The 25317-nt window shown below is 65.6% G+C and carries 24 protein-coding genes; 13 read left to right on the plus strand and 11 right to left on the minus strand.

The annotated features are described in order from the left end of the window. Position 1: 1 nt before the first annotated feature. From ACVWW6_RS26985 to ACVWW6_RS27000, 4 genes are all read left to right on the plus strand, one after another. Positions 2-709 (plus strand): iron reductase, encoded by a 708-nt coding sequence (locus ACVWW6_RS26985; RefSeq protein ID WP_110116144.1) that lies wholly within the window; start codon positions 2-4, stop codon positions 707-709. A gap of 11 nt (positions 710-720) precedes the next feature. After that, on the plus strand, positions 721-1485 hold the full coding sequence (locus ACVWW6_RS26990; RefSeq protein ID WP_456681636.1) for a class III cytochrome C family protein: 765 nt from the start codon (positions 721-723) through the stop codon (positions 1483-1485). A gap of 406 nt (positions 1486-1891) precedes the next feature. Then, a complete protein-coding gene (locus tag ACVWW6_RS26995) occupies positions 1892-2101 on the plus strand; it encodes a hypothetical protein (protein WP_456681637.1) in 210 nt (69 codons plus the stop codon). Between the two features lie 350 nt (positions 2102-2451). Next, positions 2452-3063, plus strand: a complete 612-nt coding sequence (locus tag ACVWW6_RS27000; protein WP_456681638.1) for an RNA polymerase sigma factor — start codon at positions 2452-2454, stop codon at positions 3061-3063. Here ACVWW6_RS27000 and ACVWW6_RS27005 read toward each other — a convergent pair. Next, positions 3060-5792, minus strand: a complete 2733-nt coding sequence (locus tag ACVWW6_RS27005) for a bifunctional diguanylate cyclase/phosphodiesterase (RefSeq protein ID WP_456681639.1) — start codon at positions 5790-5792, stop codon at positions 3060-3062. The two genes, ACVWW6_RS27000 and ACVWW6_RS27005, sit on opposite strands and share 4 nt — an antisense overlap. A 312-nt stretch (positions 5793-6104) precedes the next feature. On the opposite strand from ACVWW6_RS27005, the gene ACVWW6_RS27010 reads away from it, so the two are divergent. Next, a complete protein-coding gene (locus tag ACVWW6_RS27010) occupies positions 6105-6269 on the plus strand; it encodes a Flp family type IVb pilin (RefSeq protein WP_028171796.1) in 165 nt (54 codons plus the stop codon). 11 nt (positions 6270-6280) lie between these two features. On the opposite strand, the gene moaC is transcribed toward ACVWW6_RS27010, so the two are convergent. From moaC to ACVWW6_RS27030, 4 genes are read right to left on the minus strand one after another with little or no spacing between them, the layout of a single operon-like run. Beyond that, positions 6281-6799 (minus strand): cyclic pyranopterin monophosphate synthase MoaC, encoded by a 519-nt coding sequence (moaC, locus tag ACVWW6_RS27015; protein ID WP_456681640.1) that lies wholly within the window; start codon positions 6797-6799, stop codon positions 6281-6283. 1 nt (position 6800) lies between these two features. Then, positions 6801-7619, minus strand: a complete 819-nt coding sequence (trpC, locus tag ACVWW6_RS27020) for an indole-3-glycerol phosphate synthase TrpC (protein ID WP_456681641.1) — start codon at positions 7617-7619, stop codon at positions 6801-6803. Positions 7620-7626: 7 nt separating this feature from the next. Beyond that, positions 7627-8640 (minus strand): anthranilate phosphoribosyltransferase, encoded by a 1014-nt coding sequence (gene trpD / locus ACVWW6_RS27025; RefSeq protein WP_028171799.1) that lies wholly within the window; start codon positions 8638-8640, stop codon positions 7627-7629. A gap of 14 nt (positions 8641-8654) precedes the next feature. After that, the gene (locus ACVWW6_RS27030) at positions 8655-10553 is read right to left on the minus strand and encodes a SurA N-terminal domain-containing protein (RefSeq protein ID WP_028171800.1); all 1899 of its coding nucleotides are present in this window, start codon (positions 10551-10553) and stop codon (positions 8655-8657) included. A gap of 223 nt (positions 10554-10776) precedes the next feature. On the opposite strand from ACVWW6_RS27030, the gene tpiA reads away from it, so the two are divergent. The 3 genes from tpiA to ACVWW6_RS27045 all read left to right on the plus strand — a co-directional run bounded on the left by tpiA (position 10777) and on the right by ACVWW6_RS27045 (position 13860). Further along, a complete protein-coding gene (tpiA, locus tag ACVWW6_RS27035) occupies positions 10777-11532 on the plus strand; it encodes a triose-phosphate isomerase (protein ID WP_456681642.1) in 756 nt (251 codons plus the stop codon). A 140-nt stretch (positions 11533-11672) separates the two neighbouring features. Further along, positions 11673-12062: a preprotein translocase subunit SecG gene (gene secG / locus ACVWW6_RS27040; RefSeq protein ID WP_011087574.1), complete on the plus strand. Its 390-nt coding sequence runs from the start codon at positions 11673-11675 to the stop codon at positions 12060-12062. Between the two features lie 166 nt (positions 12063-12228). After that, a complete protein-coding gene (locus ACVWW6_RS27045) occupies positions 12229-13860 on the plus strand; it encodes a CTP synthase (protein WP_011087573.1) in 1632 nt (543 codons plus the stop codon). A 4-nt stretch (positions 13861-13864) separates the two neighbouring features. On the opposite strand, the gene ACVWW6_RS27050 is transcribed toward ACVWW6_RS27045, so the two are convergent. The 3 genes from ACVWW6_RS27050 to ACVWW6_RS27060 form a co-directional block, all read right to left on the minus strand. Beyond that, positions 13865-14527 carry a class I SAM-dependent methyltransferase gene (locus ACVWW6_RS27050; protein ID WP_456681643.1) on the minus strand — a complete coding sequence of 221 codons (663 nt, stop codon included), beginning with the start codon at positions 14525-14527 and terminating at the stop codon, positions 13865-13867. A 111-nt stretch (positions 14528-14638) separates the two neighbouring features. Beyond that, entirely contained in the window at positions 14639-16015 is a 1377-nt protein-coding gene (locus ACVWW6_RS27055; protein ID WP_456681644.1) for a sensor histidine kinase, read from the minus strand. After that, a complete protein-coding gene (locus tag ACVWW6_RS27060) occupies positions 16012-16686 on the minus strand; it encodes a response regulator (protein WP_011087570.1) in 675 nt (224 codons plus the stop codon). Before ACVWW6_RS27060 ends, ACVWW6_RS27055 begins: the two co-directional genes overlap by 4 nt. Before the next feature lie 196 nt (positions 16687-16882). Between ACVWW6_RS27060 and ACVWW6_RS27065 the strand changes: the two genes are divergently transcribed. The 4 genes from ACVWW6_RS27065 (at position 16883) to glsA (ending at position 21359) form a co-directional block, all read left to right on the plus strand. Next, positions 16883-17209, plus strand: a complete 327-nt coding sequence (locus ACVWW6_RS27065; RefSeq protein ID WP_011087569.1) for an NIPSNAP family protein — start codon at positions 16883-16885, stop codon at positions 17207-17209. Positions 17210-17324: 115 nt separating this feature from the next. After that, positions 17325-18173 (plus strand): 3-deoxy-8-phosphooctulonate synthase, encoded by an 849-nt coding sequence (kdsA, locus tag ACVWW6_RS27070; protein ID WP_011087568.1) that lies wholly within the window; start codon positions 17325-17327, stop codon positions 18171-18173. Further along, complete coding sequence (locus ACVWW6_RS27075) at positions 18173-19378, plus strand: MFS transporter (RefSeq protein WP_161534823.1); 1206 nt, start codon at positions 18173-18175, stop codon at positions 19376-19378. The genes kdsA and ACVWW6_RS27075 overlap by 1 nt, the downstream gene beginning before the upstream one ends. Before the next feature lie 106 nt (positions 19379-19484). After that, a complete protein-coding gene (gene glsA / locus ACVWW6_RS27080; RefSeq protein ID WP_456681645.1) occupies positions 19485-21359 on the plus strand; it encodes a glutaminase A in 1875 nt (624 codons plus the stop codon). 10 nt (positions 21360-21369) lie between these two features. Here glsA and ACVWW6_RS27085 read toward each other — a convergent pair whose 3' ends face one another. Genes ACVWW6_RS27085 through ACVWW6_RS27095 form a run of 3 tightly spaced genes read right to left on the minus strand, consistent with a single transcriptional unit; the run spans position 21370 to position 23677 of the window. Then, entirely contained in the window at positions 21370-22179 is an 810-nt protein-coding gene (locus ACVWW6_RS27085) for a substrate-binding domain-containing protein (protein ID WP_456681646.1), read from the minus strand. A 16-nt stretch (positions 22180-22195) separates the two neighbouring features. After that, positions 22196-22648, minus strand: a complete 453-nt coding sequence (gene queF / locus ACVWW6_RS27090) for a preQ(1) synthase (RefSeq protein ID WP_162603533.1) — start codon at positions 22646-22648, stop codon at positions 22196-22198. A gap of 51 nt (positions 22649-22699) precedes the next feature. Then, positions 22700-23677 (minus strand): Vgb family protein, encoded by a 978-nt coding sequence (locus ACVWW6_RS27095; protein ID WP_456681647.1) that lies wholly within the window; start codon positions 23675-23677, stop codon positions 22700-22702. A gap of 177 nt (positions 23678-23854) precedes the next feature. On the opposite strand from ACVWW6_RS27095, the gene eno reads away from it, so the two are divergent. After that, positions 23855-25138, plus strand: a complete 1284-nt coding sequence (eno, locus tag ACVWW6_RS27100) for a phosphopyruvate hydratase (protein ID WP_011087562.1) — start codon at positions 23855-23857, stop codon at positions 25136-25138. Positions 25139-25317: the final 179 nt, after the last annotated feature.

The following is a 25317-nucleotide window of genomic DNA, read 5'->3' on the forward strand; positions in this document are numbered from 1 at the left end:
CATGATGGACGGGAGAGAGCGCCTGATCGCCGACGTCGTTCTGGCGGCCCTGTTGCTGCTGGTGCCGGCTTTCCTGCTGCACTCCGACAGCCGGTTCGCAGGAAGCCTGGCGGGCTTTGTCCTCGGGGCCGGTGCGGCCGTGCTGATGGTTCTCCTTCTCGTCTATCCGATGACGAAATACAGCGTGGGTTTGAAGGTCCTGGTCACGCGAGGCGTGTCGATGCCGACGCTCCTGGCGTTTCACGCCTATGCCGGAATCGTCGCAGCATTCTTCGCGCTTCTGCATACCGGTCATAAGTTTCAAAGTCCGCTTGGGATTGCCCTGGTGACCAGCATGCTGATCGTTGTCGTCACCGGATTTGTCGGGCGGTACTACCTGCCGCAAACCGCGATGGAGCTGCGCCAGCAGCAATCGCATCTGGCGACCTTGAGGTCGGCCTATGAGCACATTGCGTCGGCGATGTCGTCGCCCGATCGTGTGGTCCGTGAGGGGGACGCCGTACCTGCATCGACGTTGCCGAATGTGCCCGTGCTGCAACTCGTCGATGGCATTTCCGATCTCGAATCGGCGATCGGATCCAGCGAAGCAATCAAGAAGATCTTCCTGAAGTGGATCGGGCTGCATGTCATGGCGGCGATCGTCATGTATGCGCTGCTGGCGGTGCATGTGGCGGCCGAGGTCTATTACGGGCTGCGGTGGCTGGCGTGACGATCAGGGGCGTGCTCTACGCCGTGGTCGCGACACTGGCCGTCGCAAGCGCGGCCGTCGTATCGATCGCTCTCTATCGGGGCAGCTCCGAGCTGGTCCCGGGCTGGACGAGATTTGTGATGCCCGGGCCGCTGTCCGGGAAGCATGCTTTTCTGTCCGACAGATGCGAGAGCTGCCACACGCCGGTCAGGGGCGTCGACGCAGCGGCCTGTATCTCCTGTCACGCGCCTTCCGCCGCGGATCTCGCCAAGCAGTCGACGGCGTTTCATGCCGCGGCGGGCACTCAATGTTCCGGCTGCCATCTCGAGCACATGGGCGAGTTGCGGCCGATCAGGATGGACCACGCGGCACTGCTGCAAGTCGCGGCGGCCGGCTCCGGCACGAAGTTGTTCGACCGGGCCACGGCCGATCAACTGACTGCGGACCTGAAGGAGTTTCTCGGCCTGCCAAAGCCAGAACGGCGGGAAAAGGCTGCGCTCGACTGTGCCAGCTGCCACAGCAACCGGGAGCCGCATCGCGAATTGCTCGGACGGGACTGCGCGGATTGCCATGGGCTCGCGTCCTGGAAAATCGCCGGTTTCCTGCACCCCTCGCCGACTTCGAGGGACTGCGCCCAATGCCATCAGGCGCCGCCGAGCCACTACATGGGCCACTTCGTCATGATGGATCGGATGATCACGGGACAGGAGCACGCATCGGTCGATCAATGCTTTCTGTGTCACAGAACCGACTCGTTCAACGACATCAAGGGCACCGGCTGGATGAAGCACCATTGACGGATTCGGTCACGCGACGGAGAGGGGTGCAATATATTACAGGGCTCGACGAAAGAAATCGGGAGCTGATTTCCGCGCCGCATCTGGCACGGCGCACGACTCTCATCGCCGTTCTTGCAATGTCGAAGCCGCGAGCGTCGTTTTCTGTTGGCCGTCACTGCAACCAGAGCTATATGTTTCCGGTCGGACAGCAGGTGCAGGGATGATTGGCTTGCGAAAGCCAAGGCGAAGATGGTGGGGATGGCTTGTCGCCATCGCTTACCTGCTCGCGTCGATGACGCCGTCCCTCGCGATCTCGATCTCCCTCGACGTAGCGATGCAGTGCGACCATCCGAGCGATCAGCCTGGAGATGCGCATGAGCACGATCACGCTGGCGGATCGGCAGTACATTCGCATGACGTTGCGATGGCCGGGGATTGCGACGACGACGACCATGACCGGCCCGGCGAGCGGCATGCGACTTGCTGCGGCTCGGTGCTTTGCTTCAGCGCCGTGTGGCCGCAAGCTCCGGCCGTTGCGGAGTTCGTCGTGCCGCGCTCGCGCTGCGAAGCGCAGCCTGACGTGATCGGCGACGAAGGCACGTTCCGTCGCCACTACCGGCCCCCCATCGCCTGAGATAGCTCCTGAAAAACGGACTGCGTCGCTCCAGGTGCGAGCGCGGATCGACTCGTCTGCGAGAGGCACGTTGCCATGCGGATGACGACGATGCGCGCCAGGACCTCACACGCGGCGGAGTGACGGCGCCGGCCTCGGTGCTGTTCCCGCACGCTGCGTGCTGAGAGGAAGAACGCCGAAAGAGCGATCGCCGGTTTGCGGAAACAGAGGTCGCCACGTGAGCGCCGCTGTCGCAGCGATCGCTCGCGCCCCCTGTTCGGGAGGCTGCCGCACCGGCTGATGGCAGCCGCGCCGTCGCGTTCCCGCTCCAACGAAGCGATCTACCGAATGTCATGCAAGGACGATGGGTCATGAAATCGCCGAACGAGAATCTGCCGATGCTGACAGCCGCCTCCCTGGAAGTGCAGGAGGCAGTCGTTCGTGCTGCCCTCGTCGGCAGCTACGATCGCCTTCGCAATTATTTGCAGCGGCGCTTTGGCGGGAAGGCGGAAGCGGAGGAGGTGCTCCAGGCGTTCATGTTGCGTGCACTGGAGCGATCCGGCGACATTCGTGATGCGGACTCGGTTCGAGGCTGGCTGAGCAGGGTCCTGGCCACGTCCATCGCAGACTTTCACCGCCAGGCATCAAGGAGCAGGACTCGCGAGATGCCTTTTCCGCATGAGCTCAACGACCGTCTTGCAGCCGATCAGGATTCCGCTGCGAATGCCGCGGTCTGCGAGTGTCTTCATACCCACCTGTCCCTGCTGAAGCCGGAGCATGCCGAAGTCATCAGAAGGGTGGATCTCGCCGGTGAGCCGCGGGAGCTGGTTGCGGCCGATCTGGGCGTGACCGTCAACAACCTGACCGTCCGCCTTCATCGCGCCCGGCACGCCCTGAAGGTGCGTCTGGAGCAGACCTGCGTTGTGTGTTTGGAGGAAAGCTTCTGGGAATGCCGCTGCGCTGATAACCGAGGTCCGACCTAGCCTGCCTCGCGGCGGCGACTCTCGTTGCCGCCGCGCTGGGCGAGCCGGCTGCGATGCAGTGCGAACAGCTCCAGCACCTTGTCCGCCGGCTTTGCGGCGCTGAACAGATAGCCCTGCATTTCGGAGCAGCCGAGCGTGCGGAGCAGGCGCTGCTGCTCCTCGGTCTCGACGCCCTCGGCGGTGGTGGTCATGCGGCGGGCAGCCGCCAGATTGACGACGGCCTGGACGATGCTGGCGGAGCCGTCGGGGCCGGCGATGTCGTTGACGAAGCAGCGGTCGATCTTGATCTTGTCGAACGGGAAGCGGTGCAGGTAGCTCAGCGAGGAGTAGCCGGTGCCGAAATCGTCGAGCGCGATGCGCACGCCGATGGCGCGGAGCTGGTGCAGGATCGCCAGCGCGCTGTCGTCGTCGCGGATCAGCACCGCCTCGGTGATCTCGAGCTCGAGCCGGCTGGCCGGAAAATTGGAGGCGGCGAGCGCCGCCATGATCTTCAGCGCCAGCGTGCCGCTCTTGAACTGCACCGGCGAGACGTTGACGGCGAGGCGGATGTCGTCGGGCCAGCTTGCGGCGTCGCGGCAGGCGGTGGCCAGCACCCATTCGCCGATCTCGTTGATCAGGCCGGTATCCTCCGCGATCGGGATGAACTCGGCCGGCGAGACCATGCCGCGCTCAGGATGGCGCCAGCGCACCAGTGCCTCGCAGCCGGTGATGCGGTCGTCCTTCAGGCCGAGGCAGGGCTGGTAGTAGACCTCGAGGCCGCCTTCGAGCCCCCCTTGGGCGATGGCGTGGCGCAGGTCGATCTCGAGCTGCCGCCGCTCGCGGACCTTGGCGTCCATCTCCGGCTCGAAGAAGCGATAGGTGCGGCGTCCGGCGGATTTGGCGGCGTACATCGCCATGTCCGCGTTCTTCAGGATCTGATCCAGCACCGTGCCGTGTCCCGGCGCCAGCGCGATGCCGATGCTGGCGTCGGTGGTGAGATGATGGCCCATGCAGTCGAAGGGAGCGCGGATGGCCTGGAAGACCCGGGCGACGAGATCGTTGACCTGGTCCGGCGACGTCACCGCGCCCTGCACGATGGCAAATTCGTCGCCGCCAAGCCGCGCCACGAAATCCGCCGGGCCCGCGCAGCGGCTGAGGCTCGTTGCGACCGATTTCAGGAGCTCGTCGCCGACGAGGTGGCCGAGCGCGTCGTTGACGCCCTTGAACTCGTCGATGTCGATGTAATGCACCGCGATCTCGTCGCCGTCGGTGATGGCGGCCAGCTCCTGGCGCAGATGCTCGTGGAACATGGCGCGGTTGGGCAGGTCGGTCAGCGCGTCATAATGGGCGAGGTGGGTGATGCGCTCCTCGATGCGCCGGCGCTCGGTGATGTCCTCGTGCGTCGCCACCCAGCCGCCGTCCGCGAGCGGCTCGTTGAGGATGTGGATCGAGCGCCCGTCGGCGGTGTCGACCACCATGGAGTTGCGCGCGTGGATGTCGCCCAGCACGCGCGCGACATAGCCGTCGACGTCGCCGGTGAACGAGCCGGTCGCGCTGCGGTGGGCGATGATGTCATGGAAGCTGGAGCCGGGCTTCACCACCTCGGGCGACAGGCCGTACATCTCGATATAGCGTTGGTTGCACACCACGAGCCGCTGCTCGGCGTCGAACAGCAGCAGGCCCTGGGTCATGTTGTTGACGGCGCGGTCGAGACGCTGCTTTTCCAGCGTCAGCCGTTCCCGCGAGAGGCGGTGCTGCTCCAGAAGCTTGCGCACGATCGCGATCAGCACGCCGGCGATGGCGAGCGCGGAAGAGGCGGCGACCGAGATCAGGATGCCGATCTGCTCGCGCCAGTCCGTCAGGGCCGCCGCGCGCGTCGTGGTGGCCATCATCAGGATCGGGAAGTGGGGCAGGGCGTGCGAGGCGATCAGGCGGTCCTCGCCGTCGACGGGGCTGACGAAGCGTCCGGCAAAATGGTCGAGGCCGAAGACTCGCTGCTGCGAGAACGGGCCGTTCCTGAAGTTCCGTCCCATCAATTCGCCCGAATGCGGGTAGCGGGCGAGCAGCGTGCCGTCACGATGCAGCATCGAGATGGTCGCGCCTTCGCCGAGCACGACGGACTCGAAGAATTTCTCGAAATTGGCCGGCTCGATGCCGCGTCCGACCACGCCCATGAACTCGCCGTTCGGGTCGACGATCTTGCGGACGATCAGGATGGTCCAGGCACCCGAGATGCGGCTGTGCACCGGCTCGATCAGGACGTCGGGCGCATCGGGGGCATATCGGAAGGTGCGGAAATAGGCGCGGTCGGCGACGTTGACCTTCGGAGCCGGCCACGCCGTCGACGAGTTGATCAGATTGCCTTCGGCGTCGATGACGTTGACGCCGCCCATGTAGGGAAGCGCCTCGATCTTCGAGCGCAGCAGGCGGTGGATGTCCTGGCCGGAAAGGCGCTTGCGATAGTCTTCCGCGCTGGCAATGCCGATCGTGCGAACGTGGTCGACAAAATCCTTCTGGATGACCGCGAAATCCTGCAATTGCTGATCGAAATGATGGGCAAGCATCAGCACGGTGTTTTCGAGCTCGCGGCCGGAGTTGCGCAGCGCGCGCTCGCGGAAGTTCTGCGCCATCAGGACCGCGCCGACGGCGATCGCGGCGATCAGCAGCGTGCCGCCAACGACCAGCCAGCGGATCGGCCCGCTGCGCACGAAGACCTGGTCAAAGAGGCGACTGCCGTATTTCGTCATCATGTGGATCGTTGCCGCGCACACGCCAGGATCAATTCTTGATCCTCAAAACATCCGTTGGTTTACGGGAACGGTGTGGAGGCGAAGTTAGGAAGCGCGGTTAATGCGACATGAATGCCCACAGGCAAAAGCAATCGATACGCGGGATGCAGGACGTGCAGGAATTGCCGCAAGGATCCTGCAACGCCGGTCAATTCCTGCCGGCCGCACGATGATCAACCAAGGCTTAACCATCTAACATGCTGACGATCCTCAAGCCGGCGTTGGCACGTGATTTGCGAACACGCATGCCAACGACACAGAGAGGGCGCGACGATGAAAAACACCTTGAAGAACTTCCTCGCCGACGAGCGTGGCGCGACCGCGATCGAATACGGGCTCATTGCAGCCGGCATCGCGCTTGCGGTCATCACCGTCGTGAACGGCATGGGCAGCAAGCTCAACACGAAATTCGGATCGATCAGCACTTCGCTGAAGTGAGAACCGCGCGCTCAGGCGCGGTAGTGGCCGGACTTGCCGCCGAGCTTCTCGACGAGATGGATGCCCTCGATGCGCACGCCGCGCTCGACCGCCTTGATCATGTCGTAGATGGTGAGGCAGGCGACGGACACGGCCGTGAGCGCCTCCATCTCGACGCCGGTCGGGCCCGTCACCTTCACGCTGGCACGGACGAGGCAGCCCGGCAGCTTCGCGTCGGGCTCGATATCGACCGTGACCTTCGACAGCGCGAGCGGATGGCAGAGCGGGATCAGCTCCGAGGTGCGCTTGGCGGCCATGATGCCGGCGATGCGCGCGGTGCCGAGCACGTCGCCCTTCTTGGCATTGCCCGAGACGATCAGGTCCAGCGTCGCACTGGTCATGAGGACGCGGCCTTCCGCGACCGCAAGCCGTTCGGTCGCGGGCTTGTCCGAGACGTCCACCATCCGCGCCTCGCCGGAGGCGCCGATATGGGTGAGGGCAGGGCCGGACTTCGTTTTCGACGGCTTTGTCTTGGACGGCTTGCGCGCCATGTCAGCGCGTACCGGTCGCGCGGGCTGTCTCGCGCGCGAGCAGCGTACGCGTGGCGGCGGTCACGTCAGCCTGCCGCATCAGGCTCTCGCCGACCAGGAAGGTCGACATGCCGACGCGCTCGAGCCGGGCGAGGTCTGCGGGCGTGAAGATGCCGCTCTCGCCGACCATCAGCCGGTCCCCGGGGATCAGCGGCGCCAACGCTTCGCTGGTCGCGAGCGTGGTCTCGAAGGTGCGCAGGTTGCGGTTGTTGACGCCGATCATCGGCGAGCGCAGCTTGAGCGCGCGGTCGAGCTCGGCGCGGTCATGGATCTCGATCAGCACATCCATGCCATAGGCGATAGCTGTGTCTTCCAGGTCCTTGGCGGTGGCGTCGTCGAGCGCGGCCATGATGATCAGGATGCAGTCGGCGCCATGCGCGCGGGCTTCGACCACCTGATAGGCGTCGAACATGAAGTCCTTGCGCAGCACCGGCAGTGACGTCGCCGCACGCGCGGCCACCATGAAGTCGAGATGGCCCTGGAACGACGGCGTGTCCGTCAGCACCGAAAGGCAGGCGGCGCCGCCCGCCTCATAGGCCTTGGCGAGCTGTGGCGGATCGAAATCGGCGCGGATCAGCCCCTTCGACGGCGAGGCCTTCTTGACCTCGGCGATCAGCGCGAAGTCGCCGCCGGAATGCTTAGCCTTGATGGCGTGTAGGAAGCCGCGCGGTGCGGCCTGCGCCTTGGCCGCCTCTTCGACGACGGAGAGCGGCTGCGCGCGCTTGGCGGCGGCGATCTCTTCGCGCTTGTACGTCTCGATCTTGGTCAGGATGTCCGACATGTCAGGCTCAGCCGTTGGAGACCGCGATCAGATGCTTCAGCCGCGCGTTCGCTGCGCCGCTGTCGAGCGATTTTGCGCCGATCGCGACGCCCTCCTTGAGGTCCTTGGCACGCCCGGCCACGACCAGCGCGGCGGCCGCGTTCATCAGCGCCACGTCGCGGTAGGCGCTCGGCTTGCCGTTGAGCACGCTTTGCAGCGCAATCGCATTGGCGTCGGCGTCACCGCCCTTGAGCGCACCGGGCTCACAGCGCGGCAGCCCCGCTTCCTCCGGCGTCACCTCGAAATTCCTGATCTCGCCATTGTGGAGCGAGGATACGAAAGTCGGGCCGGTGAGGGTGATTTCGTCGAGGCCGTCGGAGCCGTGCACCACCCAGGCGGATTCAGAGCCGAGGTTCTTGAGCACCTGCGCCAGCGGCTGCACCCATTGCCGCGAGAACACGCCGACCATCTGGCGCTTCACACCGGCCGGATTGGACAACGGTCCGAGCAGGTTGAAGATCGTGCGGGTGGCGAGCTCGACCCGGGTCGGGCCGACATTCTTCATCGCGGGATGATGGGCAGGGGCGAACATGAACCCGATGCCGCATTCGCGCACGCAGCGCCCGACCTGCTCCGGCCTGAGGTCGATCCTCACCCCGAGCGAAGCCAGCACGTCGGCGGCGCCCGAGCGCGACGACAGCGCGCGGTTGCCGTGCTTGGCCACCGGCACTCCGGCGCCCGAGACGATGAATGAGGCGCAGGTCGAGACGTTAACCGAGCCGGAGCCGTCGCCGCCGGTGCCGACGATGTCGACGGCGTCCGGCGGTGCGGTCACGGTCAGCATCTTGGAGCGCATCGCCGCGACCGCGCCGGTGATCTCGTCCACGGTCTCGCCGCGCACCCGCAGCGCCATCAAGAGGCCACCCATCTGCGAGGGCGTGGCTTCGCCCGACATCATGGCGTCGAAGGCGGAAGCCGCTTCGTCACGCGACAGGCTGGCGCCGGTCGCCACTTTTCCAATGATCGATTTCAGGTCGTCCATCGCGTGCTTTCAACTCACTGGTTCGCGCCGGTCACCTGCGCGAAGGCGGCCTGATTAATGGTGGTCCCGATGTCGGTTTCAAGCTTGTTGACGTAGGAAGCGACCTGCTCCTCGGTCTGCGCCCGGTCGAGGCTCTCCTTCAGCTTCTTCACCGCGTCGGAGGCGGCGTCGACCGTGGGATCGACGATGTCGGTGACGCGGAAGACGATCACCTCGCTGCCGCCGCTCACGGGCGTCTGTCCGACGCCGTCCTTGGCGGTGCGGAAGGCGGCCGCAACGACGGTCGCGGGCACGCCGGCGGGCGAGTCGTCGCGCTTGAAGCCGGTCGCGGTCTCGACCTTGGCGCCGACCGCGGCGGCTTCATCGGCAAGCTTGCCGCCCGCTTCGAGCTTCTGCACCATCTCGGTCGCCTTGGCCTTCAGCTTGGTCGCGATCTGGTCCTGGCGCCAGCGCGCCTCGACCTGGTCGCGGACCTCGTCGAGGTTGCGATCGCGCGAGGGCGTGATAGCGAGCACGTCGTACCAGACGTAGCCGCCCTTGAACGAGATCGCGTCATTGTCGACGCCGACGTCGGTATTGAAGGCCTGCGATACCACGTCGAGGCCCTGCGGGATGTTGGCGACCGGCTGGCCGTTCGGGGCGCGGCCGGAGCGGTCGACGGCGTCGATGGTGACGGCGGTGAGGCCGAGCTTCTGCGCCGCGTCGATCACGCTGGCGCCGCCACCGCGCTCGTCTTCCATCTTGTCGCGGAGATCGGCGACCTTGACGCGCGCGCGCTCGGTGGCGATCTCGCGCTTGATGTCGCCGACGAGGCTGGCGTAGTTCGCCTCGACGCCCGGCTCGATCTTGTCGACCTTGACGATCGCGGTGCCGAGACGGCCTTGGATCGGCTGGCTGATTTCACCTGCGGGGAGCGCGAAGGCGGCATCGCCAACCGCCGGGTCGAGCGACGATTTGGTCACGAGCCCGAGATCGACGTCGGATGCGCTCAGTCCGCGCTCCTTGCCGAGATCCTCGAACGACATTCCGCCGGCGAGGCGCTCGCGCGCGGTCTGCGCCTCGGCCGCGTTGGGAAACACGATCTGGTGGATCTGGCGCTTCTCGGGCGTGCCGAGCCGGTCCTTGCGCTGGTCGAACAGTTTCTTCGCGTCCTCGTCGGAGACTTCGCTCCACTTGCCGATCTCTTCCGGCGAGATCACGACGAAGGCGATCTTGCGATATTCGGGCGCGCGGAACTGGACCTTGTGATCCTCGAAATAGGCGGCGAGCGCCTCGGGCGAGGGCGCATCGATGGTGCCTGCCTGCGCGGCGTCGAGCCTTGCGAACTCAATGGCGCGCTGCTCGTTCTGGAAGCGCGTCAGCACGTCGATCATCGCCTTCGGCGGCTCGAGACCCGCGCCGATCGTGCCGGTGAGCTGCCGCCGCAGCGACACCTTGCGCTGCTCGGACACGTAGCGCTGCTCGGTATAGCCGAAGTTGCGGATCACGGCCTGGAAGCGGTTCGCATCGAAGCTGCCGCCGACGCCCTTGAAGTTGGGGTCGTTCATGATGACCTGGCGGATCTGGTCGTCAGACTGGCCGAGCCCGAGCCGGCGCGCCTCTTCGTCGAGGGCGGCTTCCGCGATCGTCTGCTGGAGCACCTGACGGTCGAGGCCGAAGGCGCGGGCCTGATCAGGCGTCAGCGGACGGCCGAACTGGCGGCTGATCTGTTGCAGGCGGTCGGTATAGATCTGGCGGAACTCGTTCAGCGAAATCTCGGTGCGGCCGATCTTGGCCACCGTGGACTGTCCGAAGCCGCGGAAGATGTCGGCGATGCCCCAAATGCCGAAACTGATGATCAACACGCCCATCACCACGGCCATAATGGTCTTGCCGAGCCAGTTTGATGAGGCCTTGCGCATTCCTCGAAGCATTTGGTCCAACTTGTTTGGCAGGAGGGGAACGGGAGCGCGTCTTAATGCAGATTCCGCAAAAGCGCGTCACCAAATTGATAGATCATCATAAAGTGGCGGCTTTCCCCCCGCAACCTCAGGTCACGCGGCCGCGCGAAGCTGCGGTTAAAAGCCCTTAGGTCTCTGGAACTGCCGCAGCACCTCTGCTAGCGCATGCACAAACCTCATTTTGCTGGAAATTGACATGACCGACGCCATCCGACCGCTGATCGCCGGCAACTGGAAAATGAACGGCCTGAAGGCCTCCGCTGCCGAATTCGACGCCATGCTCAATGGCGCGGCAGACGTGGCCGCCAAGGCCGATCTGCTGGTCTGCCCGCCGGCGACCCTGATCGCGGCCTTTGCCGACAAGGCGCGCGGCAAGAAGGTCGCGGTTGGGGCCCAGGATTGCCACCCCAAGGCCTCCGGCGCCCACACCGGCGATATCGCCGCCGAAATGCTGGCGGATGCGGGCGCGACCGCCATCATCGTCGGCCATTCCGAGCGTCGCGCCGACCACGGCGAGGGCGATGCTTTGGTGCGGCAGAAGGCGGAAGCCGCCTGGCGGGCCGGGGTGACGGCGATCGTCTGCATCGGCGAAACGCAAGCCCAGCGCGATGCCGGCCAGACCCTGGACATCCTGCGCGGCCAGCTCGACGGCTCGCTGCCGGACGGCTCTACCGCGGTCAACCTGGTCGTGGCCTATGAGCCAGTCTGGGCAATCGGCACCGGCCTGACCCCCACGGCCCAGGATGTCGAGCAGATTCATGGGTTTATCCGGGAGTTCCTGACCTCCCGGTTTAGCGTGGACGGGGCGAAGATGCGGATCCTCTACGGCGGTTCGGTCAGGCCCTCGAACGCGGCCGAACTGATGGCCGTGAAGAACGTCAACGGAGCTCTGGTCGGCGGCGCCAGCCTCAAGGCGGCCGATTTCCTTGCGATCGCCAAGGGCTGCCCCTAGCTAACCCAAACCGTTGGTCCGGACCCGATCGGGGGTGGCAATGCCGTTTCCGATCGTGTAACACCGCGCAACTTCAGGAAAACCCGCGAAGCGCGATCGGCCGCCGTCTCGGCGCTGTCGGCTTGTGACGGAAGGGCACTATGCAGACTGTTGTCATCGTCATCCATCTCATGATCGTCGCCGTCATGATCGGCGCCGTCCTGCTCCAGAAGTCGGAAGGCGGCGGCCTCGGCATGGGCGGAGGCGCGGGCTTCATGTCGAGCCGCGGCACCGCGAATCTTCTGTCGCGGACGACCGCGATCCTCGCCGCCGGCTTCTTCGTGACCAGCCTGTTCCTGTCCTGGTACGCCGGCTACAACCGCGCGCCTTCGTCGATCATTGGCCAGCCGGCATCGCAGGGCCAGCCGGCCGGCGGATCGCCGATTGCGCCGCCGACCTCGGGCGGCATCCTGGATTCGCTGAAGAAGGCCGACGAGCAGCAGCAGGCCCCCGCAGCGCCGAGCGGCCCGCAGGTGCCTCGCTCGCAATAAAGCAGGGGGGCCATGCAGGACGGCTTCTACCGTCCTGCGTCAACAATCCCCATCAAGGCTCTGTTACCATTCTTAGTTCTGGCTCACCCACAGGCCCGCAAAATCTTTGGGGCGGAATACGAATCGCTTTGGCGAATCGAATTCGAGGGATTAGAGGTTAAGTCCCATGGCGCGGTACATATTCATCACCGGCGGCGTGGTTTCTTCGCTCGGCAAGGGTTTGGCTTCAGCGGCACTCGGTGCGCTGTTGCAGGCCCGGGGCTACAAGGTCCGCCTCCGTAAGCTCGACCCCTATCTCAACCTCGATCCCGGAACGATGTCGCCGTATCAGCACGGCGAAGTGTTCGTGACCGATGACGGCGCGGAGACCGATCTCGATCTCGGTCACTACGAGCGCTTCACCGGGCGGCCGGCGACCAAGGCCGACAACATCACGACGGGGCGCATCTACCAGGACATCATCACCAAGGAGCGCCGCGGCGATTATCTCGGCGCGACCATCCAGGTGGTTCCGCACGTCACCAACGCCATCAAGGAATTCGTCCTCGACGGCAATGACGACTACGACTTCGTGCTGGTCGAGATCGGCGGCACCGTCGGCGACATCGAGGGCCTGCCGTTCTTCGAGGCGATCCGCCAGCTCAAGAACGATCTGCCGCGCGATCATGCCGTCTACATACATCTCACGCTGCTGCCCTACATTCCGAGCGCAGGCGAATTGAAGACGAAGCCGACGCAGCACTCGGTGAAGGAGCTGCGTTCGATCGGCATCCAGCCGGACATCCTGCTCTGCCGCACCGACCGCGAGATCCCGAAGGAGGAGCGGCGCAAGCTCGGGCTATTCTGCAACGTCCGCGAAAGCGCGGTGATCGAAGCGCGCGACGTCGACAACATCTATGCTGTCCCCGAGGCCTACCACAATGCGGGCCTCGACGACGAGGTGCTCGCCGCCTTCGGCATCGCCTCGCGGATTCCGCCGGAGCTGCGGAGCTGGCAGCAGATCAACGAGCGCGTCCGCAATCCCGAAGGCAACGTCACCATCGCCATCGTCGGCAAATACACCGGCATGAAGGATGCGTATAAGTCGCTGATCGAGGCGCTGTCGCATGGCGGCATCGCCAACAAGGTGAAGGTCAATCTCGACTGGATCGAGAGCGAGATCTTCGAGAAGGAAGATCCCGCGCCGTTCCTCGAGCACGTCAACGGCATCCTGGTGCCGGGCGGATTCGGTCAGCGCGGCGCGGAAGGCAAGATCCGCGCGGCGCAGTTCGCGCGCGAGCGCGACGTGCCGTATTTCGGCATCTGCTTCGGCATGCAGATGGCGGTGATCGAGGCCGCGCGCAATCTCGTCGGCATCGAGGACGCCAACTCCACCGAATTCGGCCCGACCAAGGAGCCCCTGGTCGGCCTGATGACGGAATGGCTGCGCGGCAACGAGCTCGAGAAGCGCTCGCAGGCCGGCGATCTCGGCGGCACGATGCGGCTCGGCGCGTATCCCGCGGCGCTCAACCGCGGCAGCCGCGTCTCGCAGGTCTATGGCGGCGCCACCGAGATTTCCGAGCGCCACCGCCACCGCTACGAGGTGAACACCGCCTACAAGGACCGCCTCGAGCAGCACGGCCTGAAATTCTCAGGGCTGTCGCCCGACGGCGTCCTGCCGGAGATCGTCGAATACGAGGATCATCCCTGGTTCATTGGCGTGCAGTTCCATCCCGAACTGAAGTCGCGGCCTTTTGAGCCGCATCCTCTCTTCGCCTCCTTCATTCAGGCGGCGATGGTGCAGAGCCGGCTGGTCTGATGGCTCAGCGCGCGGCGGAGTGGTCGCGCGCGTGATGTATCGGCTCCAAGGCGACTCGCGTCGAGGGGGCCGGCGCAAGCGATCCCGTGACGAGCTTCATCTGCGGCCGCCGTGTCAGCCTGTAGACGGCGGCGGGCGGCATGTTCAGCAGGGCGCGATCGACCAGCGTGGCGCGTAAGCCCAGCCGATCGAGAATCGGCCGCGGCACCGGGCAGCTCATGCCGTAGGTGAACTGGTAGAATGCGCCGCCGGGGCGGACATAGCTGAACGCGCCGCTGACGATCGAGACGACCTTGCGCGTCGACATGTTGAGCAGCGGCAGCCCGCTCACGACCGCGCCGACGGGCGCGCCGTCATAGAGGCGCTCCGTCGTCAGCCGCCCCGCATCCATCCACAAGACGCGCGCGTTGGGAAAGCGCACTTGCAGGAGCTTCATGAAGTCGGAGCCGTATTCGATCAGCGTGAGGTCCTGCTGGCGGACGCCGCGTTTCAGGAGGTTGTAGGTGAATGCCCCGGTGCCGGGGCCGAGCTCGAGGATCGGACCGGTCGATGCCGTGATCTCGCGCGTGATCAGATCGGCGAGCGCCGCGCCTGATGGCGCGATCGCGCCGACCCGGCCCGGGGCCGACATCCAGGACAGGAAGAAGGAGAGGAAATCGTTGGGCATGCGCACTCCGGCATCTTGGTTGCACCTCGAAAGATCGGAGGTGAAGCGGATGCAGTGTCACGGCCGTGCATTGCGACAGCATTGCGCTGTGAGGGGCGCACGCGGATTGAATCAATCCTGCGGGATTGGGCGCAGCGTTATTCTGAAACAGGCGCCGCCGTCCGGCCCGTCCGTGACCGAGACGTGGCCGCCATGCAGCTGCACGATCTCGCGCACCATGTTGAGGCCGAGGCCGGCACCGCGATCGAGCGGCGTCAGCCGGTAGAACGGCTCGAAGATCTGCTCGCGTTGTCCGACGGGAATGCCGGCACCTTCGTCCGTGACTTCGATGCTCGTGGGTCTGCTGACGCGAATGCCGATGGTGCCGCGGCGAGGGCCGTGCTGAATCGCATTTTGCACGAGGTTGGTCAGCGCGCGTTCCAACGCGGCCGCGTCACCGATCGTCTCGATCGGCGTCGTGGGTGCATCGAGCGCCAGCTCGTAGCCGCCGGCAATCGCCAGCGGCGCGAGGTCGGCAGCCGCGCCTTGCGCGACCCGGACAAGGTCGACGCGCGCGAACGGATGGCCGCAGCGGTCGAGCCGCTGAATGTCCAGCAACTGCTCGGCAAGCGTCGCCAGCCGCGCGGCATCTTCCAGCAGCCGGGTCTTGTCCGGCCCGGGGGCAAGCGACTCCAGACGCGTGTTGAGGATCGCGATCGGCGTGCGCAGCTCGTGCGCGGCGTCGGCGACGAAACGCTTGTGGCGGGCATAGCCTTGGTCGAGCCGCGCCAGCGCGTCATTGACCGCAGTCACGAGCGGTACGACCTCCAGCGGAATTCTCTCCACCGACAGACGCGCGCCGCGCTGATGGATGTCGATACGACGCGCCTGGTCCGCGGTCGTATCAAGCCCTCTGAAGGCGCGCCGCACGATCATCGGTGTCGCGATGAAGGTCGCGGTTCCCATCAGAAGGAGGCCTGGCAGGGCGATGCCGAGGAACGCAAGCGATGTCATGACCAGCGCCTTGGCGCCGGTCAACCGGCCCTGTGTCGCCGTGATGACCTGCACATTGCCGGCCTCGGTATCGACCCGCTTCAGCCGCGCCGCCGGCTTGAGCGGATCGTCCTCGAACAGCTGCCAGCCAAGCCGCGCCTGGCTGATCTGGTCGAGGCCGCCGCCGATCGCGGCGAATTCAGCCGGCACGGCACCTTCGGCGAGCGAATGTCCCTGCCGGTCGCGGACCAGGAACCAGAGGTCTGGTGTCTCGCTACGCAATTGTTCGAGCTCGGGCGTCGGCCGCACGGTCAGGCCGCCCTGTGCGTCGCGCGTCAGTGCGTGCTGCACGACGTCGATCACGCGATCCTCGTCGCGCTGGGCGAGCACAAGTCCTGACGCGCACAGCGCTCCGACGACGACGGCAACCAGGGCCAGGAGCAGCGCGGCCTGGAGCGAGAGCAGGCGCCAGCTCAGGCGCGAGCGCAGGCAGTAGGGATCGTCGTGCCTGCTCATGGCAGCTTCTTCAGGAGATAGCCGACGCCGCGAATGCCGTGGATCTCGATGCCGGCATCCGCCTCGGCGAGCTTGCGGCGTAGCCGCGAGATATGCGTGTCCAGCGCGTTCGACTGGATCTCGTCGTCGAAATTGTAGACGGCCTCTTCCAGCGCCGAGCGTATCACGGTGCGGCCGATGCGGCGGATCAACGCCTCGAGCACCAACAGCTCGCGACGCGGCAGCTCGAACGGCTGGCCGTCGATGCTCGCCTCGCGATGGCCGACATCGAAGGCGAGGCGGCCCGCGCGGATGACATCCGGCGTAAGTCCCGCGGGGCGCCGCATCACGGCGCGCAGGCGCGCCAGCAGCTCCTCGACCGCGAACGGCTTGGCCAGATAATCGTCGGCGCCGCTGTCGAGCCCGGCGATCCGGTCGGCGAGCTCGCCGCGCGCGGTCAGGACGATGATCGGCACGCCGTCGGCGCGCGCCCGGAGCTTCGGAATCAGTGCAAGGCCGTCGCCGTCGGGGAGCTGGCGGTCGAGCAGGACCGCGACATGGACGTCGGCGGAAATGGCCTCTTCAGCGTCGGCAAGGGTAGGGGCATGGTCTACCACCATGTCGTAGCGCTTTAGCGCCGACGCCAGCGCGCCCGCCATCTCCGCCTCATCCTCGACGAGCAAAATCCGCATGATCCGGCACCTAGGCTTCAACTAAAGCCATTCTAGCGGCCCGATCATTGCGGCAGCATTGCGGGAGCCGGACTTGATGCGTTACCGAAGACCGCCGAGCCATGCGCGAAACGCCACAGGGGCGGCCGCGCAGGGCTCAAGACACGGTTATGGCCGGCCGTTATAAGCGGCGGACCTGTTCTGGGAGGAAGCAAGAATGATCTACGAAATGCGCGTCTACCGCTGCGTGCCCGGCCGCTTGCCGGCGCTCTTGAAGCGGTTCGAGACGGCGACGCTGAAGCTGTGGGAGAAGCACGGCATCCGCCAGGCTGGATTCTTCACCACGCTGATCGGTGAATCCAGCCAGGAGCTGACCTATTTCCTCGCCTGGGAGTCGCTCGCCGAGCGCGAGAAGAAGTGGGGCGCGTTCGTGACCGATCCGGACTGGCTCGAGGCGCGGTCGAAGTCGGAGGCGGACGGCCAGATCGTCGGCAATATCGTCAGCCAGCTCCTGACGCCGACCGCCTTTTCGGCGGTGAAATAGCGCCGGCGGCGCCCGCGGAACTTCGGCGCAACCCTGATATTCGGACGGCCTGGGCCGATTGGGGTTGATCCGACCCCGATGGCGGCTATGGTCGCGCCGAAACGAGGGATTTGCCTTGAGCTCTTCGACGTCAGCGGCGCCGGTCGTCACCATTGGCAGGGTCAAATTCGGCAATGATCTGCCGATTTCGATCATTGCCGGGCCTTGCCAGCTCGAAAGCCGCCAGCATGCGCTGGAGGTGGCCTCCGCGCTGAAGGAGATCGCCGCGCGGCTGAACATCGGTCTCGTCTACAAGACCTCGTTCGACAAGGCCAACCGCACCAGCGCGTCGGCGGCGCGCGGACTCGGGCTCGCGCAGTCGCTGCCGATCTTCGCCGAGATCCGCTCCTCGCTCGGCCTGCCGGTGCTGACCGACGTGCACGAAGCCACGCAATGCGCCGAGGTGGCGCAGGCCGTGGACATCCTGCAGATCCCGGCCTTCCTGTGCCGGCAGACCGATCTGCTGCTGGCGGCGGCCGCGACCGGCAAGGTCGTCAACGTCAAGAAGGGCCAGTTCCTGGCGCCCTGGGACATGGCGAACGTCGTCACCAAGATCACGAGCGCGAACAATCCGAATGTGCTCGTCACCGAGCGCGGCGCCTCCTTCGGCTACAACACGCTGGTTTCCGACATGCGCGCGCTGCCGATCCTGGCGCGCACCACCGGTGCGCCCGTGATCTTCGACGCCACCCATTCGGTGCAGCAGCCGGGCGGGAAGGGGACGTCCTCCGGCGGCGAGCGCGAATTCGTGCCGGTGCTGGCGCGGGCGGCGGTCGCGGTCGGTGTCGCCGGCGTCTTCATCGAGACCCATCCCGATCCCGATAGCGCGCCTTCCGACGGCCCCAACATGGTGCCGCTGCGCGAGTTCGAGGGTCTGATCCGCAGGCTGATGGCGTTCGACGCGCTCGCAAAGAACCCGCGCTGATGCAGCAAGGCGAGGCGCGGCCGCACGATCACGGTCTGCCGGCCGCGCTCTACGTCATCTCCGGCGCCAGCTTCGCCGCGGCGTTGTCGGCGCGTGCGCTCGACCCGGTGCTGCCGCACGTCGCCGAGGATTTTGGCGTCAGCATCGCGACCGCCGCGGGCTTTGCCGCGGTGTTCGCTTTCACCTTCTCGATCATCCAGCCGATCGTCGGCGCAGCCGCCGATCTGTTCGGCAAGACGCGGCTGATGATCGGCTGCCTCGCGCTGCTCGGGCTTGCCAATATTCTCGGTGCGCTCTCGACCTCGTTCTCGGTTCTGTTTGCGACCCGCATCCTTGCCGGCATCGGCTCGGGCGGCGTGTTTCCGGTGGCGCTCAGCCTGACCAGCGATCTGGTCGGTCCGGAGAAGCGGCAGGTCGCGATCAGCCGCACGCTCGCCGGCGCCATGACCGGCAATCTGCTCGGTGCCTCGGCCTCCGGCCTGATCGGCGATTTCCTCGGCTGGCGCGGCGTGCTGGCGGTGCTCGGCGTGCTCGTGATCGTTGCATCGATCGCGGTTGCCGCCGGCTTTCGCGGCGCCAAGGTCAAGCATCCGCCGAAGACGAGCCTGTCGGCGCTGAAGGCCGGCTATCGCACCATCTTCACCAACCCCAACGCCTATGTGTGCTACTCGGCCGTGTTCGTCGAAGGCTGCTGCGTGCTCGGCCTGTTTCCCTATATCGCCTCGTTCCTGTTCGAGCTCGGCCAGACCTCGCTCTCGATCGCCGGCATCGTCATCGCGGGCTTCGCGGTCGGCGGCCTGTTCTACACGCTGACGGTGTCGCGCCTGCTGCCGTGGCTCGGCATGAAGGGAATGATGATCGCGGGCATGACGCTGGTGGCCTCGCAGCTCGTCGCCGTGGCCTTCGGTCCGCGCTGGGAGGTGCAGGCGCTGAATCTCATCGTCATGGGCTGGGGCTTCTACATCGCCCATGGCTGTCTCCAGGTGTTCGCCAGCGAGCTCTCGGTCGAGGCGCGCGCCACCGCGCTGTCGCTGCATTCGTTCTTCTTCTTCATGGGACAGACGGTCGGGCCGCTCGCCTACGGCTTCGGCCTGCAACACGGCGGCAAGATGCCGACGCTGTTCGTGAGCGCCGCGATCATGGTGGTCCTCGGCATCGTTTGCGCCCGGCTGCTCAAGCCGCGTGCACCAGCCGACGCGCGCTGAGATTTTATTCGGTCCTTAAGGGGGGATCGCCCCACCACGACACCGTCGGCTCCGTATACATGGCACACGAATTGCTTTTATTCTGGGCAAACCGAGGTGTGAGACCGTGGACGCCCAGCCCATCCGTTTGCCCAGCGTAGCCGGCGCGACCCGGTCGGCCGGATATCCCACCAGGCCGCCACTGCGGCGTTTCCTGACCGATTGCCACGAGGAGTTCAGGGGCGACGGTTCGGGCGAGCTTGCCGATTACATTCCCGAGCTGAAGCGCGCCAACCCCGATCATTTCGGCATCGCGCTCGTCACCATCGACGGCCATGTCTACGAGGTCGGCGACAGCGCGGTGCCGTTCACGATCCAGTCGGTCTCGAAGGCCTTCGTGTTCGCGCTGGCGCTGGAGACGGTGGGCGAGGAGCGCGTCTCGGCCACCATCGGCGTCGAGCCGAGCGGCGAAGCCTTCAATTCGATCCGGCTCACCAACGACAACCGTCCCTTCAACCCGATGGTCAATGCCGGTGCGATTGCCTGCTCGGGCCTGATCTACGAGGTGGACGGCAAGGGTGCTTTCGAGCGTGTCCGCTCAAAACTCAGCGAGTTCGCCGGGCGCGAGCTCGGCGTCGACGAGGCCGTGCATGCCTCGGAGACCGCGACCGGCAACCGCAACCGCGCGATCGCGTGGCTGCTCCGCAATTACGCGGTGCTGCCGGATGACGTCGACGCGGTGCTCGACGTCTATTTCCGCCAATGCGCGATCCTGGTGACGGCGCGCGATCTGGCGGTGATGGCGGCAACTCTCGCCAATCGCGGCATCAATCCGGTGACGGGCGCGCAGGTGATCACGCCGCACATCGTCGCCCGCACGCTGTCGGTGATGACGAGCTCGGGCATGTACGACTATGCCGGCGAGTGGACCTATCGCGTCGGCATCCCCGCCAAGAGCGGCGTCGGCGGCGGCATCGTCGCGGCGCTGCCCTCGCAACTGGGACTGGGCACCTTCTCGCCGCTGCTCGACAATCACTTCAACAGCGTGCGCGGCCTGAAGGTCTGCGAGGCACTGTCGGCGCGGTTCGACCTGCACATGCTCAACCGCAATGCCGACGTCCGCACCAGCGTCATGGCGGATTACGACGTCTACGGCATCTCCTCGCGCCGCAGCCGCCCGCCGCACGAGCAGCAGATTCTTGACGAGCGTCACAGCGACATCCGCATCCTCGAGCTCGTCGGCGCGCTGAATTTCGGCACCATCGATTACGTCACGCGAAGACTGACCAGTGAGCCGCCGAACGCGCCGCTGTTGATCATCGATTTCCGCCGCGTGCCCGACATCACCGCGGCCGGTGCGGAGCTTCTGGGCGAGACGCTGACGGCGCTCGGCAATGCCAACGTCACCACGATTCTGTCCGGCCTCGAGGAGGCCTCCGCGGTCTGGGCCGCGATCGCCGCGCGCACGGGGGATCCACGCCGGCTGCGCCGCTTCGCGCTGCTCGACGATGCCATCGAATGGGCCGAGGACCAGGTGATCTATCGCTTCGGCGGCTTCACCGACGTGAAGGAGAGCGCGCATCTCGGCGAGCAGGCCTTGCTGGCCGAGCTCGACACCGACGAGATCGCCGCCATCGTCAAACTCTCGACCACACGGCACTACACGGCCGGCCAGCGCGTCATCGCCGCCGGCGCGCCCGCCAATTCGCTGTTCTTCCTCCAGAGCGGCATGGTCAGCGTGAAGCTGCGGAGCGGCGTTCGACTGGCCTCGCTCGGTCCCGGCATGGAGTTCGGTGAGATGGCGATCCTGGAGCGAACCCGCAGCGCCGACGTGTTTGCCGATACGCCCGTTGCCTGCCTCGAACTGCCGCTCGACAGCTTTGCCGATTACCGCCGGTTGCACCCGGAGACCGCGCTGAAGATCATGCGCAACCTCGCCGCAATCCTGGCGCGGCGGCTGGTGGCGGCCAATGCCAAGGTCGACCTTCTGAGCGCGTATTAGGAGGCCGGGCCTAATTCGCTCCACCGGCAGCGATCGGCTCCATGCCGCTCGCGATGATCGTGTCGCGGGCGGCGGGGGAGGCGAGGAACTTGATCAAGGCCCGGCCAGCCTCGGGCTCCTTCGAAACGGTCGCGATGCCGGCTGAGAAGATCGTGATCTTCTGCAACTCGCTCGGCAGCGGTCCGACGATATCGATGCCCTTCACCGGCTTCAGTTCGCTGATCTGCTGAAAGCCCAGTTCGGCCTCGCCATGCGCGACGATCTCGCCGACCGGCGTGGCCGGAATCTTGCGCGCCTTGTCCTTCATGACATCGGCAATGCCAAGCTTGTCGAACATCTCGGTCGAGACGTAGACGCCGCTGGCGCTGTCCGAATAGGCGATCGTCTTCGCCGCCAGCAGCGCACGCTTGACGGCTTCCACCGAGCTGATGTCCGGCTTCGGCGCGCCCGACTTGACGGCAATCCCGATCGGCGATCTGGTCAGATCGACCTGGCTGCCGGCAACGACCTTGCCTTTGCTGGCGAGGTCGTTGAGGGCATAGCCCACCATGATCAGGACATCGGCCGGCTCGCCCCGCTCCAGCCGGACCGGGATCGCATTGGTGGTGGTGCCCATCGAAGGCCCGAACGCGGTCAGCACCTTGTTGCCGGTGGCTTTCTCGAACTCCGGCACGAGCGCCTGATAGGCCGCTGTCAGACCGCCGGAAATCATCACCCGGACCTCGGCCGCGTCGGACGCGTCGGTCAGCCACAGGACGCCCAGAAGGCCCAAGGAAAGGTTCAGGACAAGGCCGCGAAATTTGTCAGATGTCGATTTCATCGTCGTTGGTCTCCAGCTAGCCCCGCCCGCGATAGGGCGCGACGCCTTGCTCCGGCACCCACAGGCCCTTCGGCACGCGGCCGGTCTGCCAGAACACGTCGATCGGGATGCCGCCGCGCGGATACCAGTAGCCGCCGATGCGGAGCCATTTCGGTTTGATCTCCGAGGCGATGCGCTTGCCGATCATCACGGTGCAATCCTCGTGGAAGGCGCCGTGATTGCGGAAGCTCGCGATGTAGAGTTTCAGCGATTTCGACTCCAGCAGCCATGGGCCGGGTGCGTAGTCGATCATCAGATGCGCGAAATCCGGTTGTCCTGTGACCGGGCACAGCGAGGTGAATTCCGGCACGGTGAAGCGCACCAGATAGTCGGTGTCCTTTTGCGGATTGGGCACGCGGTCGAGCTGGGCTTCTTCCGGTGTGTGCGGCCATTCGACCGCGCGGCCGAGCTGGAGGGATTTTTTCGCCATCGTCGTCACATCCTTTTGCGGATGCCGGGATGGACGCAATTGAAGCTGCCGTCAACCGGTCGCGATTGTCTGGATCATGACGATCCGGTCGTTGCCGGACTCGCAGCCCCAGAGCTCGCCCGGCCTGCCGTCGAGCTGGCGGACATTGGCATTCGGCTTGTCGCTGGCGAAGACGTTGAATTTTTCGGTCATGGGATCGAAGCGGACGATGGCATTGGCGGAAAAATCGGTCAGCCAGACCTTGTCCTTGTCGTCGACATAGACGGCGTAGGTGCGGGGACGATCTCCCGGCAGCTTCCAGGTCTTCCAGGAACCGTCAGCGGGATCGTGCACCGAGACATGGCCGCTGTTCCATTCGCTGACCCAGATCCGGCTCTTCGAATCCGACCAGACGCGCCGCGATCCCTGGTTCGGCGTTGGCGGCTCGACCACATTGGCGTTGCCGGTCGCAAGATCGAGCTTCGCGATATAGCTGCCGGCGAGCGAGGCGTACCAGACGTCGCCCTTGGGCGTCACGGTGATGCCGTAGGGGCCGACGCCCTTGGGCGCCCGGAACACGTCCATCTCGCCAGACTTCGGCTTGAGCCGGCCGTAATAGCCGGACTGTCCGGTGAACCAGTAGGTGCCGTCCTTGTCGAACACGCCGGTATTGAGATTGGCGGAGGCGAATTTCTCCGGCAGGCGGAACAGCGTGACCTTGAGATCGCCGGGATCGACCCGCGCGATCGCGTTCTGGCCGCCCTCGGTGATCCAGGGCGCGCCATCGGGACCGATCGTCACGCCGTGCGGCGCGGCGCCCTGGCCGAGGCTGACGGTCTTGAAGGTGCCATCCTTCGGATCGAGCCTGCCGAGCATGCCCTTGCCCTGCGCGGTGAACCAGACCGTGCCGTCGGGGGCTGGCGCGAGGTCGTGCAGCCCGATCCCGGCACTGATGGGGAAATATTTTGTCCGGAACGGGCCCTCCTGAGCAAAAGATGGGCGAACGGCGAGGAGGGCGGCGCTGGAAGCAAGAAACTGGCGGCGATTCATGGCGTTACCCCGACTGTCTAGGATTGAGGATGGACGCGCAGACCCAGTGTTCTCAAGCTTAGTCTTGGGGAATTCACGCGTCAGTCGAAGCTCGCCGTCCAAGCGTTCACATTTGCTTGCGCTCCGTGTAAGACCCGCGGCGAACCGATCAAACCTAACGAACGGAAGTGCAACATCATGACCGCCATCATCGACATCATCGGCCGCGAAATTCTCGATAGCCGTGGCAATCCCACCGTCGAGGTCGACGTCGTGCTGGAAGATGGCGCGCTCGGCCGCGCCGCGGTGCCATCAGGCGCCTCCACCGGCGCCCATGAGGCGGTGGAACTGCGCGACGGCGACAAGGCCCGTTATCTCGGCAAGGGCGTCACCAAGGCGGTCGGCGCCGTCAACGGCGAGATCTTCGAGGCCCTGAGCGGCCTCGATGTCGAGCAGCAGGCCCAGATCGACCAGATCATGATCGACCTCGACGGCACCCCGAACAAGAGCCGCCTTGGTGCCAATGCCATCCTCGGCGTGTCGCTCGCCTGCGCCAAGGCGGCTGCGAACTCGCTCGACATGCCGCTCTACCGTTACGTCGGCGGCACCTCGGCGCGGCTGTTGCCGGTGCCGATGATGAACATCATCAACGGCGGCGTGCATGCCGACAACCCGATCGACTTCCAGGAGTTCATGATCCTGCCCGTCGGCGCGTCGAGCTTTGCCGAGGGCCTGCGTTACGGCGCGGAGGTTTTCCACACGCTGAAGTCGGAACTGAAGAAGGCCGGCCACAATACCAATGTCGGCGACGAGGGCGGCTTTGCCCCGAACCTGCCGTCGGCGGACGCCGCGCTCGAATTCGTCATGAACGCGATCGGCAAGGCCGGCTTCAAGGCGGGCAGCGACATCGTGATCGGCCTCGACTGCGCCTCGACCGAGTTCTTCAAGGACGGCAAGTACGTCTATGAAGGCGAGGGCAAGACCCGTTCGATCTCCGAGCAGGCCAAGTACCTTGCCGATCTCGTTGCGCGCTATCCGATCGTGACCATCGAGGACGGCATGTCGGAAGACGACATGGACGGCTGGAAGGAGCTCACCGACCTCATCGGCAAGAAGTGCCAGCTCGTCGGCGACGATCTGTTCGTCACCAACGTCAAGCGCCTCGCCGAAGGCATCAAGGCGGGCCGGGCCAACTCGATCCTGATCAAGGTCAACCAGATCGGCACGCTGACCGAGACGCTCGCCGCCGTCGAAATGGCGCACAAGGCGGGCTACACCTCTGTGATGTCGCACCGCTCCGGCGAGACCGAGGATTCCACCATCGCCGACCTCGCCGTCGCCACCAATTGCGGTCAGATCAAGACCGGCTCCCTTGCGCGTTCCGATCGCACCGCCAAGTACAACCAGCTCCTGCGCATCGAGCAGCAGCTCGGCAAGCAGGCGCTCTATGGCGGCAAGGCGGCACTGAAGGCGCTGGCGTAACGCGCCTCGCCAAGCCAATTCTCCGGCGTCACGTTAGCTTGATCGACGCTCAGTCGCATGCGCGTTGACGCCGGATGGTTGTCGTGATGTGCTCATACACCTTAAAGGTGAGGCTCTTTCTTTATTTCATTTTCTAGCAATTTGACGTTCCGCGCGCGTCAGGCGCGGAAGCGCCGGTG

The sequence above is a fragment of the Bradyrhizobium sp. USDA 3311 genome, assembly GCF_054062495.1.

Excerpts from the sequence above, each read along its gene's own strand:
- eno (WP_011087562.1), top strand. The coding sequence starts at position 23,855 with ATGACCGCCATCATCGACATCATCGGCCGCGAAATTCTCGATAGCCGT.
- moaC (WP_456681640.1), bottom strand. The coding sequence starts at position 6,799 with ATGGCGCGCAAGCCGTCCAAGACAAAGCCGTCGAAAACGAAGTCCGGC.
- ACVWW6_RS27085 (WP_456681646.1), bottom strand. The coding sequence starts at position 22,179 with ATGAAATCGACATCTGACAAATTTCGCGGCCTTGTCCTGAACCTTTCC.
- ACVWW6_RS27005 (WP_456681639.1), bottom strand. The coding sequence starts at position 5,792 with ATGATGACGAAATACGGCAGTCGCCTCTTTGACCAGGTCTTCGTGCGC.
- trpC (WP_456681641.1), bottom strand. The coding sequence starts at position 7,619 with ATGTCGGACATCCTGACCAAGATCGAGACGTACAAGCGCGAAGAGATC.
- ACVWW6_RS26995 (WP_456681637.1), top strand. The coding sequence starts at position 1,892 with ATGGCCGGGGATTGCGACGACGACGACCATGACCGGCCCGGCGAGCGG.
- ACVWW6_RS27055 (WP_456681644.1), bottom strand. The coding sequence starts at position 16,015 with ATGAGCAGGCACGACGATCCCTACTGCCTGCGCTCGCGCCTGAGCTGG.
- ACVWW6_RS26985 (WP_110116144.1), top strand. The coding sequence starts at position 2 with ATGATGGACGGGAGAGAGCGCCTGATCGCCGACGTCGTTCTGGCGGCC.
- ACVWW6_RS27060 (WP_011087570.1), bottom strand. The coding sequence starts at position 16,686 with ATGCGGATTTTGCTCGTCGAGGATGAGGCGGAGATGGCGGGCGCGCTG.
- ACVWW6_RS27045 (WP_011087573.1), top strand. The coding sequence starts at position 12,229 with ATGGCGCGGTACATATTCATCACCGGCGGCGTGGTTTCTTCGCTCGGC.
- secG (WP_011087574.1), top strand. The coding sequence starts at position 11,673 with ATGCAGACTGTTGTCATCGTCATCCATCTCATGATCGTCGCCGTCATG.
- ACVWW6_RS27065 (WP_011087569.1), top strand. The coding sequence starts at position 16,883 with ATGATCTACGAAATGCGCGTCTACCGCTGCGTGCCCGGCCGCTTGCCG.
- ACVWW6_RS27010 (WP_028171796.1), top strand. The coding sequence starts at position 6,105 with ATGAAAAACACCTTGAAGAACTTCCTCGCCGACGAGCGTGGCGCGACC.
- tpiA (WP_456681642.1), top strand. The coding sequence starts at position 10,777 with ATGACCGACGCCATCCGACCGCTGATCGCCGGCAACTGGAAAATGAAC.
- queF (WP_162603533.1), bottom strand. The coding sequence starts at position 22,648 with ATGGCGAAAAAATCCCTCCAGCTCGGCCGCGCGGTCGAATGGCCGCAC.
- ACVWW6_RS27000 (WP_456681638.1), top strand. The coding sequence starts at position 2,452 with ATGAAATCGCCGAACGAGAATCTGCCGATGCTGACAGCCGCCTCCCTG.
- ACVWW6_RS27050 (WP_456681643.1), bottom strand. The coding sequence starts at position 14,527 with ATGCCCAACGATTTCCTCTCCTTCTTCCTGTCCTGGATGTCGGCCCCG.
- trpD (WP_028171799.1), bottom strand. The coding sequence starts at position 8,640 with ATGGACGACCTGAAATCGATCATTGGAAAAGTGGCGACCGGCGCCAGC.
- ACVWW6_RS27095 (WP_456681647.1), bottom strand. The coding sequence starts at position 23,677 with ATGAATCGCCGCCAGTTTCTTGCTTCCAGCGCCGCCCTCCTCGCCGTT.
- ACVWW6_RS27030 (WP_028171800.1), bottom strand. The coding sequence starts at position 10,553 with ATGCTTCGAGGAATGCGCAAGGCCTCATCAAACTGGCTCGGCAAGACC.
- ACVWW6_RS27075 (WP_161534823.1), top strand. The coding sequence starts at position 18,173 with ATGCAGCAAGGCGAGGCGCGGCCGCACGATCACGGTCTGCCGGCCGCG.